Origin of the sequence: Streptomyces sp. NBC_01255, assembly GCF_036226445.1 — a bacterium.
In the GTDB taxonomy this organism is placed as follows: Bacteria; Actinomycetota; Actinomycetes; order Streptomycetales; family Streptomycetaceae; genus Streptomyces.
On the sequence record NZ_CP108474.1, the window covers coordinates 7,535,231 to 7,551,424 of the forward strand.

The 16,194-nt window shown below is 73.2% G+C and carries 15 protein-coding genes and 1 tRNA gene; 7 read left to right on the top strand and 9 right to left on the bottom strand.

The features are described from left to right. Positions 1-38: 38 nt before the first annotated feature. Positions 39-998, bottom strand: coding sequence for a serine/threonine dehydratase (locus OG357_RS34185; RefSeq protein WP_329624794.1), 960 nt, complete (start codon positions 996-998; stop codon positions 39-41). 297 nt (positions 999-1,295) lie between these two features. On the opposite strand from OG357_RS34185, the gene OG357_RS34190 reads away from it, so the two are divergent. Beyond that, positions 1,296-1,844 (top strand): hypothetical protein, encoded by a 549-nt coding sequence (locus tag OG357_RS34190; protein ID WP_329624795.1) that lies wholly within the window; start codon positions 1,296-1,298, stop codon positions 1,842-1,844. 172 nt (positions 1,845-2,016) lie between these two features. Here OG357_RS34190 and OG357_RS34195 read toward each other — a convergent pair. Beyond that, positions 2,017-2,090 (bottom strand) — tRNA-Met (locus tag OG357_RS34195). Positions 2,091-2,159: 69 nt separating this feature from the next. Then, the gene (locus tag OG357_RS34200) at positions 2,160-2,657 is read right to left on the bottom strand and encodes a hypothetical protein (RefSeq protein WP_329624796.1); all 498 of its coding nucleotides are present in this window, start codon (positions 2,655-2,657) and stop codon (positions 2,160-2,162) included. A 163-nt stretch (positions 2,658-2,820) separates the two neighbouring features. Here OG357_RS34200 and OG357_RS34205 point away from each other — a divergent pair, with 163 nt between their 5' ends. The 3 genes from OG357_RS34205 (at position 2,821) to OG357_RS34215 (ending at position 7,272) form a co-directional block, all read left to right on the top strand. Then, complete coding sequence (locus OG357_RS34205) at positions 2,821-4,335, top strand: hypothetical protein (protein ID WP_329624797.1); 1,515 nt, start codon at positions 2,821-2,823, stop codon at positions 4,333-4,335. A 294-nt stretch (positions 4,336-4,629) separates the two neighbouring features. Further along, on the top strand, positions 4,630-6,123 hold the full coding sequence (locus OG357_RS34210; RefSeq protein ID WP_329625779.1) for an FUSC family protein: 1,494 nt from the start codon (positions 4,630-4,632) through the stop codon (positions 6,121-6,123). 93 nt (positions 6,124-6,216) lie between these two features. Then, entirely contained in the window at positions 6,217-7,272 is a 1,056-nt protein-coding gene (locus tag OG357_RS34215; RefSeq protein WP_329624798.1) for a lactonase family protein, read from the top strand. A gap of 105 nt (positions 7,273-7,377) precedes the next feature. On the opposite strand, the gene OG357_RS34220 is transcribed toward OG357_RS34215, so the two are convergent. Together OG357_RS34220 and OG357_RS34225 are read right to left on the bottom strand one after the other, a co-directional pair. Beyond that, a complete protein-coding gene (locus OG357_RS34220) occupies positions 7,378-8,301 on the bottom strand; it encodes a sirohydrochlorin chelatase (RefSeq protein ID WP_329624799.1) in 924 nt (307 codons plus the stop codon). Positions 8,302-8,405: 104 nt separating this feature from the next. Then, on the bottom strand, positions 8,406-9,467 hold the full coding sequence (locus tag OG357_RS34225) for an N-acetylglucosamine kinase (protein WP_329624800.1): 1,062 nt from the start codon (positions 9,465-9,467) through the stop codon (positions 8,406-8,408). A 125-nt stretch (positions 9,468-9,592) separates the two neighbouring features. Here OG357_RS34225 and OG357_RS34230 point away from each other — a divergent pair, with 125 nt between their 5' ends. Then, the gene (locus tag OG357_RS34230) at positions 9,593-10,270 is read left to right on the top strand and encodes a uracil-DNA glycosylase (RefSeq protein WP_329624801.1); all 678 of its coding nucleotides are present in this window, start codon (positions 9,593-9,595) and stop codon (positions 10,268-10,270) included. Between the two features lie 49 nt (positions 10,271-10,319). Here OG357_RS34230 and OG357_RS34235 read toward each other — a convergent pair whose 3' ends face one another. Together OG357_RS34235 and OG357_RS34240 are read right to left on the bottom strand one after the other, a co-directional pair. Then, on the bottom strand, positions 10,320-11,402 hold the full coding sequence (locus OG357_RS34235; RefSeq protein ID WP_329624802.1) for a WD40/YVTN/BNR-like repeat-containing protein: 1,083 nt from the start codon (positions 11,400-11,402) through the stop codon (positions 10,320-10,322). A gap of 135 nt (positions 11,403-11,537) precedes the next feature. Continuing rightward, entirely contained in the window at positions 11,538-12,620 is a 1,083-nt protein-coding gene (locus tag OG357_RS34240) for an NADH:flavin oxidoreductase/NADH oxidase (RefSeq protein WP_329625780.1), read from the bottom strand. Positions 12,621-12,741: 121 nt separating this feature from the next. On the opposite strand from OG357_RS34240, the gene OG357_RS34245 reads away from it, so the two are divergent. Next, on the top strand, positions 12,742-13,101 hold the full coding sequence (locus OG357_RS34245; RefSeq protein WP_329624803.1) for an ArsR/SmtB family transcription factor: 360 nt from the start codon (positions 12,742-12,744) through the stop codon (positions 13,099-13,101). A gap of 32 nt (positions 13,102-13,133) precedes the next feature. Here the strand turns inward: OG357_RS34245 and OG357_RS34250 are convergent, their stop codons facing one another. Then, positions 13,134-13,784, bottom strand: a complete 651-nt coding sequence (locus OG357_RS34250) for a DUF305 domain-containing protein (protein ID WP_329624804.1) — start codon at positions 13,782-13,784, stop codon at positions 13,134-13,136. 272 nt (positions 13,785-14,056) lie between these two features. Here OG357_RS34250 and OG357_RS34255 point away from each other — a divergent pair, with 272 nt between their 5' ends. After that, positions 14,057-15,487 carry an LVIVD repeat-containing protein gene (locus OG357_RS34255; RefSeq protein ID WP_329625781.1) on the top strand — a complete coding sequence of 477 codons (1,431 nt, stop codon included), beginning with the start codon at positions 14,057-14,059 and terminating at the stop codon, positions 15,485-15,487. Here the strand turns inward: OG357_RS34255 and OG357_RS34260 are convergent. Continuing rightward, positions 15,466-16,128 (bottom strand): TetR/AcrR family transcriptional regulator, encoded by a 663-nt coding sequence (locus OG357_RS34260; RefSeq protein ID WP_329624805.1) that lies wholly within the window; start codon positions 16,126-16,128, stop codon positions 15,466-15,468. The two genes, OG357_RS34255 and OG357_RS34260, sit on opposite strands and share 22 nt — an antisense overlap. Between the last annotated feature and the right edge of the window lie 66 nt (positions 16,129-16,194).

A 16,194-nucleotide genomic window follows, 5' to 3' on the forward strand; every position in this document is an offset into this window, starting at 1 on the left:
CGACGCCTCCGCGAGTGCCCACCGATCGAGGGAACCCTCTAGGGGGCCACGAGGTCCGTGGGGTCGGTGTTGGCACCGCAGAGGATCACGCAGACCGTCTCGTCGGGCGCCGGGCGGTACCCGGCGTCGAGGGCGTCCGCATCGGGGTGGGCCACGGCGGCGAGGGCGGTGGCGGCGGCGTGCTCGACGGCGAGCCTGCGGTCGTCCCACAGGGCCTGCCGGGCGCGGATGATCGCGGCGTCGGGGACGAGGACGGAGCGGACGCCGTCCCGCTGGGCCGCCCGCACGGCGGTGGCGGAGGCGCGCCGGGCGCCGAGGGAGTCGGCGGCGACGGAGTCGACGGTGACGTCGACCGGGCGCCCGGCCTGGACGGCGGCGTCGAGGGCGCGGCAGTTCTCGGGTTCGACGGCGACGGTACGGATGCCGTGGTGCCCGGCCGCGGTGGCGACCCCGGCGAAGAGACCGCCGCCGCCGACCGCGACGACGACGGTGTCGAGACCGGGGACCTGCCGGCGGATCTCGTCGAGCAGGGTGCCCGCGCCGGCGGCGATCAGCGGATGGTCGTACGCGTGCGAGGCGAGCGCCCCGGTCGTCCGGGCGAACTCCTCGCAGGCGGCGAGGGCCTCGGCGTACTCCGTACCGACCAGGCGGACGTCCGCGCCGTACTGGCGGAGGCGGGCCACCTTCACCCGGGGCGCGGTGGTCGGCAGGAAGACGGTGGCGGGGACGCCCTGCCGGGCGGCGGCCCAGGCGCAGGCCAGACCGGCGTTCCCGCCGGAGGCGATCGTGACACCGGCGTCGGGGAGGGTGCCGGCCTCGCGGTGGGCGAGCAGGAAGTTCTGCGCGCCGCGCGCCTTGAACGAGCCGGTGTGCTGCATCAGCTCCAGCGCGAGATGCACCCCACCGCGCTCCGTCGGCCCGGCGAGGGCGACGGGCCTGACATGGCCGACGACACGGTCGGCGGCGGTCGTGATGTCGTCGTAGACGAGGGTGTGCACCTGGGGCTCCCGGGGGTGATCGGCCGGGGCGCTCGGCGACCCCGCTGCACGTCCCCCGAACCTACCGCGACGCCCCACCGCCCGGCGCACGCCGGGCTCCGGCCAAGGCGGCGGGGCCGGGTCCCGCCGGCCGGGCGGGGCCGGGGTTGTCCCTACGCCCGGACGCGGTCCGCTGTCACACCCGTGCCACTGGCTTCCAGCCCGTACCGTCACTCCTGTCGCCCCTCGTCACTCGTCACGGTGGATCCGGTCCGTACGGCGAGCGGGTCCCGGCCCGGCTCGGGCAGCGTGAGCCCCATGAACACCCGCCGAGCGATGGTCGCTCTCCTCGCCGCGCTCCTCACCAGCGGATGCGTGGCCGTCCCCGAGGCCCCGGCCCCGAGCGCACCTGCCCGGCCCGCCGAGCTCGCCCCCGCCGCCGAACGCCCGCCCGCCGCCCTCCCGGCATGGCCGGAACCCACCCAGGCCCCGCCCCGGGAGAACCTCGCCGTCACCGAGCCGCGCCCCGGCCGCCCGCCCGCGAAGGCCGCCCCCGCGGAGCGTGCGCCGACCACGGACCGCACGGCCCCGGCGCCTCCGGCAAGCCCCGTTCGCCGTGCGGCACCGAGGAAGACGCCGGGCGCGACGACGGAGCGGCGCACGCCGAAGCCGGTCGAGAAGCCCGCACGAAGGACCGGCCCCGGCCCGAAGCCCCGTCCCTCCGCGGAACAGCCTGCCGCGCGTCCACGTCCACGGCAGCCGGTGACCGGTCAGGCCCCCGAGATGCGCCGGCTCTGCCGGCAGGCCCAGGAGATCGGCGCCCCGATGGGCGCCGCGGACCTGTGCCGCGGCATGTACGGACGCTGACCGTGACCTCGCAAGGCGCCGTCCGACAGCGGCGTGGCCCCGCCGGCGAACCAGCTGTTGCTCCTCGCCGCCCGCGACGGCGACCTCGCGGTCGTCGCGCTGACGGGGCGACCGTCCACGGGTGCACGCATGAGGCCCGGATCCACAGGATCCGGGCCTCATGTCACTTCAGTAGCGGGGACAGGATTTGAACCTGCGACCTCTGGGTTATGAGCCCAGCGAGCTACCGAGCTGCTCCACCCCGCGTCGGTAGGTACAACACTACGCCACTCACGGCGCCCTCATGACCACGCCGCTTCAGCGCCGACAGGTCGCCTAGACGTACGAGTCGATGCCGATCGAGTAACCGGCTCCGGTGGTGAGGTCGGGGCGGCTTCCGTGACCGTCCTCCGCAAGGTGCTCGGCAGTGAGGAATTCGACCCGCAGGACCATGTCCTCTCTGACGAAGCTCAGGTCGTCGACGGGCCAGGCCTCGGGGTCCTGCTTCCATCCGTCCCGTACCGCCGCCTCCCGGTAGTGTGCGGCCACTTCGGCCTGCGTACCGGGGAAGGCGTACGTCCGGTTGGCGTACACCACGACATCGCCGCTGTCCGCCCAGCAGCCGGCGTCGACCTCCTCGAAACCCCGGGCGACGGTGGCCCCTGCGGGCCGGGAGTCGAGGACGCCGAGCGCCGCCAGCTCCTTCACCCTGGCGTCGGTCCCCTCGCAGTCCCTGGCGAGCTCCATCAACGTGCAGCCGGTGAGCGTTCCGGCGGCGAGCACGGTCGACAGGAGCAGGGATATCGGGCGGGTGATGCCTGTCCGCAAAGGCAAGAGAGCTCCAACGTGAAGGCCGGGGTGGAGGGAGGAGAGGTCCGCCGCACAAGATAGTCGCCGTGCGCGCCGCCACCGCCGGGTGCTCCTCGATCGCATGCGGAGCCGGACTCGGCCGCCACACGGCCCCGGCCCGGGTGACAGGCGGTGGCAGGATGGCGCGGTGTCCGATTCTCTCCATGCGCTGTGGCTGCGTGGCATCGCCTTCAACCCGGCGGCGCCCTCCGACGTACTGATACGTCTGATGGATCGAGTGACAGGTGAGACCGGCCCGCTGATGTGCGAGGGTCGTGACCTGCCCGACGCCGTCATCGACGCGGCCCTGCGCCATCCGGCCAGAGTGATCCGCCGCGCGCTCGCCCGTAACCGGTACGTCGACCCGGTGCGGCTCGCCCCCTTGGCCTCGGACCCGTCGGGGATCGTCCGCTGGTGGCTCGCCGGCGGCCCCCGTCCTCGTCCTCGATGGGTCCGGCCGCTTCCGGACGACATCCTCGTCACCCTCCTGACCGCCCAGGACGGGGGCGAGGACGGCATGCTCACCGCGAACGAGATCATCGAGGGGCTCGACTGGTCCCGGCAGATCCCGCTGTCCTTCCACCGCTCCATGGCCGGCCACGAGCACCCCGAACTCCGGATACGGGCCACCTGGAGGTGGCAGTCGCTCACTCCGGCGCAGCGGGCGGGGCTGCTGGACGATCCAGACTCCGCGGTCCGTGAGGCGGCGGAGAACAAGAGCTGGGAGCTGGACCCGGAACGGGTGGAGGCCGAGCTGCCGTCCATCGGTTCGCTCAGCAGGGGATTCGTGTTCGGCACGTGCGCCTTGTCCCCCACGCTCGTCGAGCAGTGCTTCGCGGACGGCACGGTGCACCCCCTGACCTGGAACCCCCACACCCCGGCCTACGCCGTCGCGCGGCTCGCCCGCCACCCCGATGCGGAGGTCCGCGCGTGGGTCGCCGCCCGGCCCGGCCTGGGACCGGACCTGGTCGCCGAGCTCAGCGAAGACCCGGACGAGAAGGTGCGGATACGGGCACGACTCCACCCCTTCCCCCGTACCTGGGCCGAGTACGGGACGATCCGCAAAGCCATCGGGCACGGTCCGGACTGCACCTGCCCGATCACCGAGCTCGACACCGAGCCCGGCACCGAGCCGTCACCCCATTGGTTCGCCGCCTGCGCGGCGTCCGGGGAACCGGTACTCCGCCGGGTTGCGGCGAGCTGGCCCGGCCTGCCCGCAGAACTCGTCGCGACACTCGCGCAGGACGACGACGAGGAGGTACGGATCCGGCTGGCCTGCCACCACCCCCTGGCTCCGCCACGCCTCCTCCTGGACGTCTTCGTCACCCGCCCGGCCCACCGTCCGCACCTGCTGACCCTGCCCGCGTTCCCCCGCACCGGCACGACCCACCTCATCGGCCACCCGGATGCGCAGGTGCGCGCCCTGGCCGCAGCCGATCCCACCCTGCCCGACCCTCCGGTGGACGACCCCGACACGTCGGTGTGCCGGGCAGCCGCCGCCAACCCGAGCCTGACACCGGAAGTCCTGGAGGCCCTCCTCGCCGACCCCCGCACCGCAGAGGGCGCCGCGGCCAACCCGTCCCTCCCCGTCCCCCGCATGCGCGCACTCCTCGACCGCTGCCTGAACGGCGCCGCCACCCCGCCGCCGGCGGCCCGACCCTGAGAGGGCAGGTTCGTGGACCGTGTAGGCCAATGGCCGCCTCTGGTCACTTGACCGTCCGTGGGGGTGGGCCATTGGCCCACACGTTCGTGCGCCTGTTGAGCCGATGTACCCCTTGGGGTCTATTCTTGTAGGCATCACACACCTTCGGCGCCGCGCAGCGCCGTCCGGCGACGAGGCCGGACCGGCCCGCGGTGCCTTCGTCGTGTCCGAGCCCCCACCACCCCCGGGGAGCCTCGCGTGCGGCGAGGATCAGGAACAAGGGGGGCGGGATTGGCCGCCGTGCAGAAGTACTTCATGGCCCCGGATCCGGGGCTCGTCCGGCTCAGGGTCTCTCTCCGTGCCGTTCTCGGCATCGCGCTCGCGGTCGCCCTGGCCGAACTCCTCGGCTTCTCGCTCACCGCCTCCATCACGGCCGGTCTCGCCGCGCTCCTCGCGCTCTTCACCGTGGGTGACCCCACTGTGCGGCGCCAGGCCGTCACCACCGCCCTGCTGCCGGCCGTCGGCTTCCCCGTCCTCGCGCTCGCGACCCTTCTCCACGACGCGCCGCTCCTCCGGGACGCGGCCTGGCTGCTCGTGGTGTTCGCCGGCGTCTACGCCCGCCGCTGGGGGCCCCGCGGGCACGCGCTCGGCATTTTCGCCTTCATGCAGTTCTTCGTGACGCAGTTCCTGCACGCGCTCCCCGCCCAGCTCCCCGAGCTGTACGCGGCCACCGGCGTCGCGTTGGGTGCGGCGGCAGTCGTCCGCTTCCTGGTCTGGCCCATCGAGCGGCGCGTCCCGCCGCCGGCCGTGCCCGCCGCGCTTCCGGGCAGGGGGCTCGCCCGCGCGACCACGCGGCAGGCGGTCCAGGTCGCCGTGGCCTCCGGCGTGGCCCTAGTCGTGGGCCAGTTCCTCTCGGAGGAGCGCTGGTACTGGGCTGTCGGCACCGTCTGGTGGATCTTCGTCAACACCGCCTCGCGCGGCGAGACACTCGTCCGCGGCTTCCGCCGCGTCCTCGGCACCGTCACCGGCATCGCGGGCGGATTCCTCGTGGCCATCCCGCTGGGCGGTGCGCCCGCGGCCACGGCCGTCCTGGTCGCCGGGTGCGTCTTCGGGATCTTCTACACCGCCGCGGTCTCGTACAGCTGGATGATCCTCGCCGTCACCGTGATGGCGAGCCTCCTGTACGGGCTGCTGGGGGTGCTGGACGGCTCGCTGCTCCTCCTGCGTGTGGCGGAGACGGGTGTCGGGGCGGTGTGCGCCGGTCTCGCCGTGACCCTGGTCCTTCCGGTGCGGACCCACACGACGAACGACGCGTGGATCCAGCGAGCGCTGCTGTGCGTGCGGTCGGCCACGTCCGCGTCGGTCCGTCGCCTCGCCGGCGAGGAGACCGCGGACCCCACGCCGCACGCCGCCGAGCTGGAGTCCCTGCTCGGCCGTGTGCGGCTGTCCCTGGCCCCCCTCGTGCATCCCCTGAATCCGCTCCTGGCCAGGAAGCAGCGAGCGCGTCGGGTCCTCGCGCTGCTCGACGAAGCCGCAGGGGAGGTCCGAGGGCTGGTCGACGTGGCCGCCGACCCGGATGCCAGTCACGACGCCCGCCTGGCCGCGGCCTGCTGGCGGGTCGAGGCCGCCGTGGAGGCCCTCACCTCTCGCAGCGGGGCCGTGGTGGCGACGGATCCGCACCTCCGGGCCGAAGGCGAGGTTCACGTGGGTGTGCCTGCCCTGGTGCACGCGCGCGGGCTCGCTCGCGTCCTCACGGAGCTGGATGCTCCGTTGCGGACCCAGCCGAGCGCCTGGATGGCCCGTTCCTGAAACCACCCCGGGGAGGTTGGTCTAGACCGCCTGCTACCGTCGGCCGGACGACGGCCGGTCGTCCGTGACCGGCCCCGCGACAGGGGAGGCGCCATGGGCGACACAGAGGCGGTACGGGGCCGGAGCGCGCCGCGGGCGTACATCGGGTCCTTCACCTCGGCGGGCGGCCTCGGCGTCCTCGTCGCCGACGTCGACGCGGTGACGGGCGCGCTGACCGTCACCGGCGCCAGCGACGCCGTCGCCGACCCCACCTTCCTCGCCCTCGCCGGCCCCGTGCTCCACGCGGTCTCCGAGACCGAGCCGGGCGCCGTCGCCGCCTTCGACGTCACCGGCCCCGTACCCCGGCCGCTCGGCGAACCCGTCCCCGTCGACGGCGCGAGCCCCACCCATCTCGCCCACGCCGCCGGCCACCTCCTCACGGCCAACTACACCTCCGGCAGCGTCACCGTCCTGCCGCTGGCCCCGGACGGCACTCCCCGCCCCGCCAGGGACGTCCTGCGGCACGAGGGCCGTGGCAGCGTCCCCGGCCGTCAGAGCGGCCCCCACGCCCACCAGGTGCTCCCCGACCCCTCCGGCCGCTGGGTCGTCAGCGTGGACCTCGGCACCGACTCCGTACGGATCTGTGCCCTCGACCCCGCGACCGGCGCGCTCACCCTCCACCACGAGACCGCGCTGCGCCCCGGCACCGGACCGCGCCACCTCGCGTTCCACCCGGCGGGCACCCACGCCTATGTCCTGAACGAGCTGGAGCCCACCCTCACCGTCTGCCGCTGGGACGCCGCGGCGGGCGTCCTCGAACCGCTCGGCGAGACCCCCGTCGTCCCCGAGGGCACCACGGGCCCCAGCTACCCGTCCGAGGTCGTCGCGTCCCCCGACGGCCGCTTCCTGTGGGCCGCCGTCCGCGGCGACGACACCCTCGCCGTCCTCGCTCTCGACCCCGACGGCGCGAAGGCCGCCCTGGTCGCCACCGTGCCCTGCGGAGGCGCCTGGCCCCGTGATCTGACCCTCGACCCCTCCGGGCGGCGGCTGTACGCGGCCAACGAGCGCTCCGGTGACGTCACCTGGTTCGACGTCGACCCGGAGACCGGCGTACCGGTCCGAGCGGGCGCCATCGAGGCCCCGGCGGCCTCCTGCGTCGTCTTCGGCTGAGCCGTACGCGAGCCTGCGGCCAGGCCGCTCGCGAGCCCGCAGTACGTGAAAAAGGGCCCGTACCGGATGTTTCACGGTGCGGGCCCTTTCTCCTCGTGCTGCGCCTCAGAGCGACGGCGGGCCCTGCGGCTGCTGCGGCGGGATCCCCAGCGCCGAGGCGTACTGCGAGAGCACCAGCTTGCCGATCGCCGGGTAGGCCCCCAGCGGCTCGGCGGCGGCGCACCCGGCCTCCTTCGAGGCCTCGTCGAGCAGACCCTCGGCCAGCTCCGGGCCGATCAGGTACGGCGCGAGGGCCAGCTGGGCCGAACCCGAGCCGCGCAGCTGCTCGGCGATGGAGGCGATCGAACCCTCCTGGTCGAGCGCGGCGGCCATCACCGGCACCGCGAGGCGCGCGGCGAGCAGCATTCCGGTGATCCCGGCGGCCTGCACGGCCTCCTCGCCGCCGACCGTGGCCAGGATGATGCCGTCGGCGGCCGTCGCCACCGTGAACAGCCGGGCGCGGTCGGCACGGGCGAGCCCCGCCTCGGACAGCCGCACGTGCAGCGCCTCGGCGAGCAGCGGGTGCGGACCGAGGACCTCGGTCAGCTCGGCGGTGTTGCCGCTGTCCATGACGGCCTGGCGCACCTGGCGCATCAGGGCGCTGTCCGGGCCCGCGAGCAGCGGGACCACGACCGCGGCGGGACCGGCCGGGGCGGCGACCTCACGGCCGGCGGCCACGGCCAGCTGGTACCGCTGGGTGCGGAGCGCGTCCACGGCCGTGAGCACGGTCGCGAGCGCGGGGTACTCGGTGTCGTCGCCGTCCAGGAAACCGATCACGGCCTCCAGGCCGGGCAGCTCCGAGCGGGCGATGCTCACGACCTCTTCGGCCAGCGAGCGTATGGCGGCCGACGGCGCACCGGGAACGGCGAGAACCAGCGCGGGAGCGCCCTCGGGCGCCGCCGCGGGTTCGGGGCGGCGGTGACGCCCGGACTGGCGGGGTCGAGGCATTCGTACAGGCAGGCCGGAAGCAGGCCCAGTGGGGGAGCTCATGGCGCCGCATGCTACTGGTTTCGTCGGCCACGCTGTTCGGTGAGGTGCGATCGCGCGCCGTCTGTCCCCCTATGTCCGGTCTCTGTGTCCGCTCCCGGCCGGATCTACGCCTCCGTACCACCCCCGACCTGGGCGGATGCCGTCGTCTCCGCCGTCTCGCCGTCGAAGAGGCGCAGCAGCGACGCGTCCTCCGGAAGCCGGAGCGTGCCGGTGGCGAGTGCCGAGGCGAGGGCGACCGCCCCGGCCAGCGGATCACCCGCGGGCGCCACCGCGCGGGCGTGCGGGATCCGCTCCGCGAGCGCGGCCCGCAGAGGTGCGAGGAGGGGGTCGCCCATCTTGAAGAGGCCACCCGTCAGGGCGACCAGGGCCCCGGAGTCCGCCGGGCACACGGCCTCGGCGGCGTCCGCGACGTGCCCCGCCGCCCGGACCAGGACGTCCGCCGCGACGGGGTCGCCGGAGGTGGCGCAGGCCGCCACCTCCGGGGCGAAGGAGGCGAGCACGGCAGGCCGGTCGGTACGGGGGTACAGGGCGCCCGGCAGGCCCGCCGCCGGCCCGAACAGCTTCTCGGCCCGGGCCAGGAGCGCCGCCGAACCGCCGCGCCGCCCGTCGTGGGTGCGCATCGCCGCCTCCAGGCCCGCCCGGCCGATCCAGGCGCCGCTGCCGCAGTCGCCCAGGAGATGCCCCCAGCCGTCGGCCCGGCGCCAGGCCACCAGATCCGTACCGAGCGCGATCATGCCCGTGCCGCCCGCGACGACCGCGCCGGGCTTCTGCCCGAGCGCCCCGGCGTACGCGGTGACGGCGTCGGCCGCGAGCGCGAGCCGTCGCACGCCCCACGCCGCGGCGAAGGCGCCGGGCAGCTCCGCCCGCAGCTCGTCCCCGAGCGTCGCCATCCCGGCGGCGCCCACGGCCACGGCGAGGACCGGCCGGCCGGCGGCGGCCCCCGTCGCGGCGCGCTCCCGCAGTGCCCGGACGGCAGGAACGACCTGCTCCAGGAAGTGGGCCGCCGAGATTCCGCCCGGTCCGGTCCGGACCGGTTCCCGTGAGGCGAGGGTGTCGAGGACGGTGCCGTCCGCCGCCTCGGCCAGGGCGATCCGCAGCCCCGAGCCGCCGGAGTCGACGCCGACGACCAGCCCTTCGGAGGGATCGTCCACGGGGGGTTCGGTCACGGAAGCCACGGTGCACCGTCCTGGCGTGAGGGGGACAAGGGGCGGGCGAGTGGCGGGAGTCTAGGGGGTGTCCTGCGGATCGGGCCGGACCGGGGTGTCACTGTAGGCCGGTAGAGTGACGGACCGTGACAGCGCGACCCTTGAACGAACTGGTGGAGCCCGGCTGGGCGGAGGCCTTGAGCCCCGTCGCGGGCCGTGTGGCGGAGATGGGCGACTTCCTGCGCGCGGAGATCGCCGCGGGCCGGACGTACCTGCCGTCCGGGGCGAACGTCCTGCGGGCTTTTCAACAGCCCTTCGACGAGGTGCGGGTACTGATCGTGGGTCAGGATCCCTACCCGACACCGGGGATGGCGATCGGGCTCAGCTTCGCGGTCGCACCCGAGATCCGCTCGCTGCCGGGCAGCCTGGAGAACATCTACCGCGAGCTGAACACCGACCTCGGTCTGCCCCGGCCGTCGAACGGCGATCTGACCCCGTGGACCCGTCAGGGCGTCCTGCTCCTGAACAGGGCACTGACCACGGCCCCGCGGAAGCCGGCCGCCCACCGCGGCAAGGGCTGGGAAGAGGTGACGGAGCAGGCCATCCGCGCCCTGGCCGCCCGGGGCAAGCCCCTGGTGTCCATCCTGTGGGGCAGGGACGCCCGTAACGCCCGGCCGCTCCTCGGGAACCTCCCGGCGATCGAGTCGGCGCACCCGTCCCCGATGTCCGCGGACCGCGGCTTCTTCGGTTCCCGCCCCTTCAGCCGCGCCAACGAACTCCTCCTGGACCAGGGCGCCCAGCCCGTGGACTGGCGTCTGCCCTGATCCCTGATCGCTGATCCCTGATCCGTACGCGGCGAGCGGGCCCAGGCGGTCAGATCACCGCGGCCCGCACGCACAGGACGTCCGGAAGGTGCTCCGCGAGGAGTCGCCAGCTCTCCCCGTCGTCGGCGCTCGCGTACAGCTCGCCGTTGCGGTTGCCGAAGTAGACGCCCGCCGGGTCCGCGTCGTCCGTGCAGAGCGCGTCCCGCAGCACCGTGCCGTAGTGGTCGCCCTCGGGCAGCCCGCGGGACAGCGGCTCCCAGGTGGCCCCTGCGTCGCTCGTCCGGTAGACCCGGCAGCGGCGGCCCGCCGGGACGCGGTCCGAGTCCGCCGTGATGGGGAAGACGTAGGCGGTGTCCGGGCGGTGCGGGTGGGCGGCGACCGCGAAGCCGAAGTCGGAGGGGAGCCCGGCGCCGATGTCGGACCAGCTGCCGCCCGCGTCGTCGCTGCGGAACACGCCCCAGTGGTTCTGCAGGTACAGCCGGTCCTTGTCGCCCGCGTCCTGGGCGATCTTGTGCACGCACTGCCCGAACTCCGGGTCCGGGTCGGGCAGGAAGACCGCGGACACCCCGTGGTTGGACGGCTCCCACGCGGCCCCGCCGTCACGGGAGCGGAACACCCCCGCGGTCGACACCGCGACGGTCAGCGCGTCCGGGTCGCGAGGGTCGGTGACGACGGTGTGCACGGCTTCGCCGCCTCCGCCGGGCACCCAGCGCGAGCGGGTCGGATGCTCCCAGAGCGGACGGACGAGGTCGAAGGACTCCCCGCCGTCCGCGGAGCGGAACAGCGCCGCCGGTTCCGTCCCCGCGTACACGACGTCGGGGGAGTGCTCGGGCGCCGGGTGCAGCTGCCAGACGCGCTCCAGCGAGGCCCCGGTGTCCTCGGGGAACTTCACCGCCGGCCGTGCCGGCTCGGTCCAGCTCTTGCCGAGGTCGTCGGAGTGGAAGACGGACGGTCCCCAGTGGGCGCTGTCGCCGCCCACGAGCAGGCGCGGGGCGGGCCGCCGGGTGTCGATCGCGACCGAGTAGACGGCCTGCGCCGGGAACGCCGGATCGTCGAACTCCCATCGGCCGTCGTGCCGGTGGCCGATGAAGAGCCCCTTGCGGGTGCCTACGGTGAGGAGTACGTCAGGCATGACTGCTACCTCCAGGACGCCGTTGTCGCGGATACGGGCCAGTCTGCACCCGGCCACTGACAACGGCCCCCGGACACACCCGCGCCCCCCCGGGAGACCCTCTCCGCAGGTCGCCCGAGGTCGGCTCGGATCTGCTCAGATCGCCCAGGCGTACGGCGCCGGGGCCTGGATCTCCGCGCCGAGTTCGCGGGCCGCGCGGCGGGCCCAGGAGGCGTCGCGGAGCAGCTCGCGGCCGAGGAGGATCGCGTCGGCCTCGCCGTTGGCGAGGATCTTCTCGGCCTGGTCGCTCTCGGTGATCAGACCGACGGCGGCCACCGGAAGTCCGGTCTCCGCCTTGACGCGGGCGGCGAACGGCACCTGGTAGCCCGGCCCCACGGGGATCCGCGCAGGACCGCCGTTGCCGCCGCTGGAGACGTCGAGGAGGTCGACGCCGTGCTCGCGCAGCAGCGCGGCGAACCGTACGGTCTCGTCGACCGTCCAGCCCTGCTCCTCCAGCCAGTCGGTGGCGGAGATCCGGAAGAAGACGGGCAGTTCCTCGGGCCACACGGCCCGCACCGCGTCGACGACCTCCAGGGCGAGCCGGGTCCGGTTCTCGAAGGAACCGCCGTACTCGTCCGTGCGGTGGTTGCTGTGCGGGGAGAGGAACTCGCCGATGAGGTAGCCGTGGGCGCCGTGCACCTCGACGACCTCGAAGCCGGCGTCCAGCGCGCGGCGGGCCGCGTCCGCGAACTGCCCGGTGATCTCCCGGATGCGCTCCACGGTCAGCTCGGTCGGCACCGGGTAGCCCTCGGCGTACTCGACCGGGCTGGGGCCGACGGGCTGCCAGCCCGGATCGCCCGGCTCGACGGGGCCGCGGCCCTCCCACGGGGGCTTGGTCGAGGCCTTGCGCCCGGCGTGACCGATCTGGATGCCGGGCACGGTGCCGTGCTCCTTGAGGAAGCCCGCGATCCGGCGCAGACCCTCCGTCTGGGTGTCGTTCCACAGACCGAGGTCGGCCGGGCTGATCCGGCCCTCGGGGGCGACGGCGGTCGCCTCGACGAGGATGAGCCCGGCGCCGCCGGTGGCCCGGGAGGCGTAGTGGGCGAAGTGCCAGTCGCCGGCCACACCCGCGTTCGGCCCGGTCATCTCGGCCGAGTACTGGCACATGGGCGCCATCCAGACCCGGTTGGGCACGGTCAGCGAACGCAGGGTGTAGGGCTGGAACAGGGCGACGCTCATGACGGACTCCGTTTCGGGGGCCTCGAAGGACGCTCGTACGATACTCATCGTAGTACGGCACCTGTCAAACTACGAGAGGTCTCGTACAATGAGGTCACCCGGATGAAGTGGAGCCGCCGTCATGACGATCGCCACCAGCCCCCGCGCGCTCGAGCACCCCACGCGGGACCAGATCGGCCTCGAAGGGGTGCTCCACGCGCTCTCGGACGCCGTGCGGCTGCGCATCGTCCGGGATCTGGCGCGCGAGGGCGATGCCCTGAGCTGCTCGTACTTCGACCTCCCGGTCACCAAGTCCACGACGACGCACCACTTCCGCGTCCTGCGTGAGAGCGGCGTCATCCAGCAGATGTACCGGGGCACGGCCAAGCTCAACGCCCTGCGCAAGGACGACCTGGACGCCCTCTTCCCCGGCCTCCTGGACACCGTCCTGACGGCGGCCGAGGCGCAGGCCGGCCGCCAGGGCGGTGCCGAAGGGGCGTGACCGGCGTGACCCGGTGACCGCCTGCGGGGTCCCTACAGCGACCGCATGCGGTTGATCTCCGAGGTCTGCTGGGCGATCACGTCGTTGGCCATCTCCTCCACCAGGACGTTGTTGCCCTCGCTCAGCACCTCGGCCGCCATCGTCACGGCCCCGTCGTGGTGCGTGATCATGAGCTTCAGGAACAGCTCGTCGAAGGCCTCGCCCTTCGCTGCCTTCAGCTCCTTCAGCTGGGCCTCGGTCGCCATGCCCGGCATCGAGTGATGGTCGTGGCCGCTCTGTTCGCGCGGCCCGCCGTTGTTCTTCAGCCAGCCCTCCATCGCGGCGATCTCCGGGAGCTGTGCGGCCGCGATCCGCTCGGCCACCTTCTTGACCTGCGCGGATCCCGCCCGCTGCGGGGCGAGTTCCGTCATGGTCAGTGCCTGGCGGTGGTGGACGATCATCATCTGCGCGTACCGGAAGTCGGCGCCGTTCGGGCGCTCGTCGGGGAGGAGGCGGGCGGCCTCCTCGGGCGATATCCGTTTGGCCGGCTCGCCGGGCTTCCCCGGCGCCACCACCGAGCCTCCGGCCGAGGCCTCGGCCCGCGGCGCGTCCGTGCCGGCCCCCGACTCGCAGGCTCCCAGGGAGAGTACGGCGACGGCGGACAGGGCCACGGCGACGACGGCACGCTGACGGCGGATCAACAACGCGACCTCCAGATGTTCTTGCGGGGACAGTGACCGTTCCTAGCACTTTTCTCGGGGGGATCGATCAAAATCCTTCATTACGTCTGTGTTGCCATCTGTTGAGATGCGCACGCCAAGGACCATACTGCCGGGGTCCAGCATCCGTTCAAAGCTGAACGGATACCAGTGAGGACGGAGTGACTGCGTTGCGAATACCGCGTACACCGCGTAGCCCGCGTGCACGGATCAGACGCCTGGGCGTGGCGACCGCCGCGGCCGGCCTGCTGGCCACGATGCTGGCGGCCGGACCCTCGGTCGCCACTCCCGACCCCGGAGACGCCCTGACCCAGGGCACGGTCTCCGCGGCGCAGGCGGCCGAAGCACGTTCCGCCATCCAGAGCGGTGAGATCCCCGGCGTGGACGAGATCGTCCACAGCAAGAACATCGAGCACCTCGTCAACATCCCCAAGGACGCGCTCCCGGGGACCAACTCGGACCTCGCCTTCCAGGGCAAGTACGCCTTCGCGGGCAACTACGACGGCTTCCGGATCTTCGACATCAGCAACCCGAAGGCCCCGAAGACCGTCGCCCAGGTCCTCTGCCCCGGCTCCCAGAACGACATCTCCGTCTCCGGGAACCTCGTCTTCCTCTCCACCGACTCCTCCCGAAGCGACAACTCGTGCACCAGCACGTCGCAGCCCGCCTCGGTGAAGGAATCCTGGGAGGGCATGAAGATCTTCGACATCAGCGACATCAGGAACCCGAAGTACGTCGCCGCCGTCGAGACCGCCTGTGGCTCGCACACCCACACGCTCCTGCCCAAGGGCAAGAACGTGTACGTGTACGTCTCCTCCTACTCGCCCAACGCCGCCTTCCCGGACTGCCAGCCTCCGCACGACGGCATCTCGGTCATCAAGGTGCCCCGCAAGGCGCCCGAGAAGGCCGCGATCGTCAGCTTCCCCGTCCTCTTCCCGGGCGAGGGCCCGGACGGCGGCGGCAACCCGGGCGGTCCCACCAACCCGGGCGTCTCCAAGACCACCGGCTGCCACGACATCACCGTGCTGCCGGAGAAGGACCTCGCCGCCGGCGCCTGCATGGGTGACGGCATCCTCTTCGACATCGAGGACCCCGAGCACCCGAGGGTGATCGACCAGGTCCAGGACAACGTCAACTTCGCCTTCTGGCACTCGGCGACCTTCAACCAGAAGGCCAACAAGGTCGTCTTCACCGACGAGCTCGGCGGTGGCGGCGGCGCCACCTGCAACGCCGTGGTGGGCCCGAACCGGGGCGCCGACGGCATCTACGACATCGTCGGCAAGGGCGACAAGCGCAAGCTCGTCTTCCGCAGCTACTTCAAGATCCCGCGCCACCAGGCCGACACCGAGAACTGCGTCGCCCACAACGGCTCGCTCATCCCGGTCAAGGGCAAGGACCTGATGGTCCAGGCCTGGTACCAGGGCGGCGTCTCCGTCTGGGACTTCACCGACTCCGCCCACCCGAAGGAGATCGGCTACTTCGAGCGCGGCCCGCTGTCCGCCACCACGATCTCCACGGGCGGTTCGTGGTCCGCGTACTACTACAACGGCTACATCTACTCGAACGACATGGCCAAGGGCTTCGACGTCCTGAAGCTCTCCGACCGCCGCACCGACCCCGCGAAGCGGATCCGGATGGACGAGCTCAACGTCCAGACGCAGCCGGACTACTTCGACTTCGACGACTGAGTCGAGGCCTGATCGAGGTGCACCACCGGCGCGCCGTCGGGCGGACCCCCGCCCGGCGGCGCGCCCTGCTCCCAGCCGAGCCCGTACCGCTGGAAGAGCTCCCACCGCAGCCGCGCCATGGGCATCGGGGCGCCCGGCAGCAGGACCGCCACCACCGCGCCCATCAACAGGGCGCGCAGCAGCGGATAGTCGGTGTCCACATCCTGCGAGCCGTACCGGGTGACCGTGTCCCGCAGCAGGAACGCGAGGCGCTGCTGCTCCTCGCACTGCACGAAGCCCTCGGCCTGGAGGATGCCCGCCATGTGGGTCCGCATCAGGGTGGGCCGGTCCACCGCGAGGCCCAGGACCGCGTCGATCGCCCGGGCCATCCGCTCCCGGCCGTCCTCCGTGCGCGGCTCGCGCTCCAGCGCCTCCTCCAGCGTCAGGTGCATCAGCCGGTGCACCGCCGCCTGCAGAAGCTGCCGCTTCCCCGGGAAGTAGTACGAGATGAGTCCGCGCGCCGTACCGGCCCGCTCCGCGATGTCGCCGAGCGTGGTCGCCTCGTAGCCACGCGTCGACACCAGTTCCACGGTGGCCCGCAGAATCCGCTCACGTGAGCGGCGCCTGAGCTCTTCATTGACCGATGGGCTACGCGGGGACATGCTTGGCTCCTGCGTTGACTGGCTGCCGGCCAATATACTCAGCGCATCCCGTCGCCGCGCCCCCGT

Coding starts and splice junctions, on each gene's coding strand:
- OG357_RS34220 (WP_329624799.1), bottom strand. CDS start 8,301: ATGAGCTCCCCCACTGGGCCTGCTTCCGGCCTGCCTGTACGAATGCCT.
- OG357_RS34255 (WP_329625781.1), top strand. CDS start 14,057: ATGCTGGCGGCCGGACCCTCGGTCGCCACTCCCGACCCCGGAGACGCC.
- OG357_RS34240 (WP_329625780.1), bottom strand. CDS start 12,620: ATGAGCGTCGCCCTGTTCCAGCCCTACACCCTGCGTTCGCTGACCGTG.
- OG357_RS34245 (WP_329624803.1), top strand. CDS start 12,742: ATGACGATCGCCACCAGCCCCCGCGCGCTCGAGCACCCCACGCGGGAC.
- OG357_RS34235 (WP_329624802.1), bottom strand. CDS start 11,402: ATGCCTGACGTACTCCTCACCGTAGGCACCCGCAAGGGGCTCTTCATC.
- OG357_RS34190 (WP_329624795.1), top strand. CDS start 1,296: ATGAACACCCGCCGAGCGATGGTCGCTCTCCTCGCCGCGCTCCTCACC.
- OG357_RS34210 (WP_329625779.1), top strand. CDS start 4,630: ATGGCCCCGGATCCGGGGCTCGTCCGGCTCAGGGTCTCTCTCCGTGCC.
- OG357_RS34260 (WP_329624805.1), bottom strand. CDS start 16,128: ATGTCCCCGCGTAGCCCATCGGTCAATGAAGAGCTCAGGCGCCGCTCA.
- OG357_RS34215 (WP_329624798.1), top strand. CDS start 6,217: ATGGGCGACACAGAGGCGGTACGGGGCCGGAGCGCGCCGCGGGCGTAC.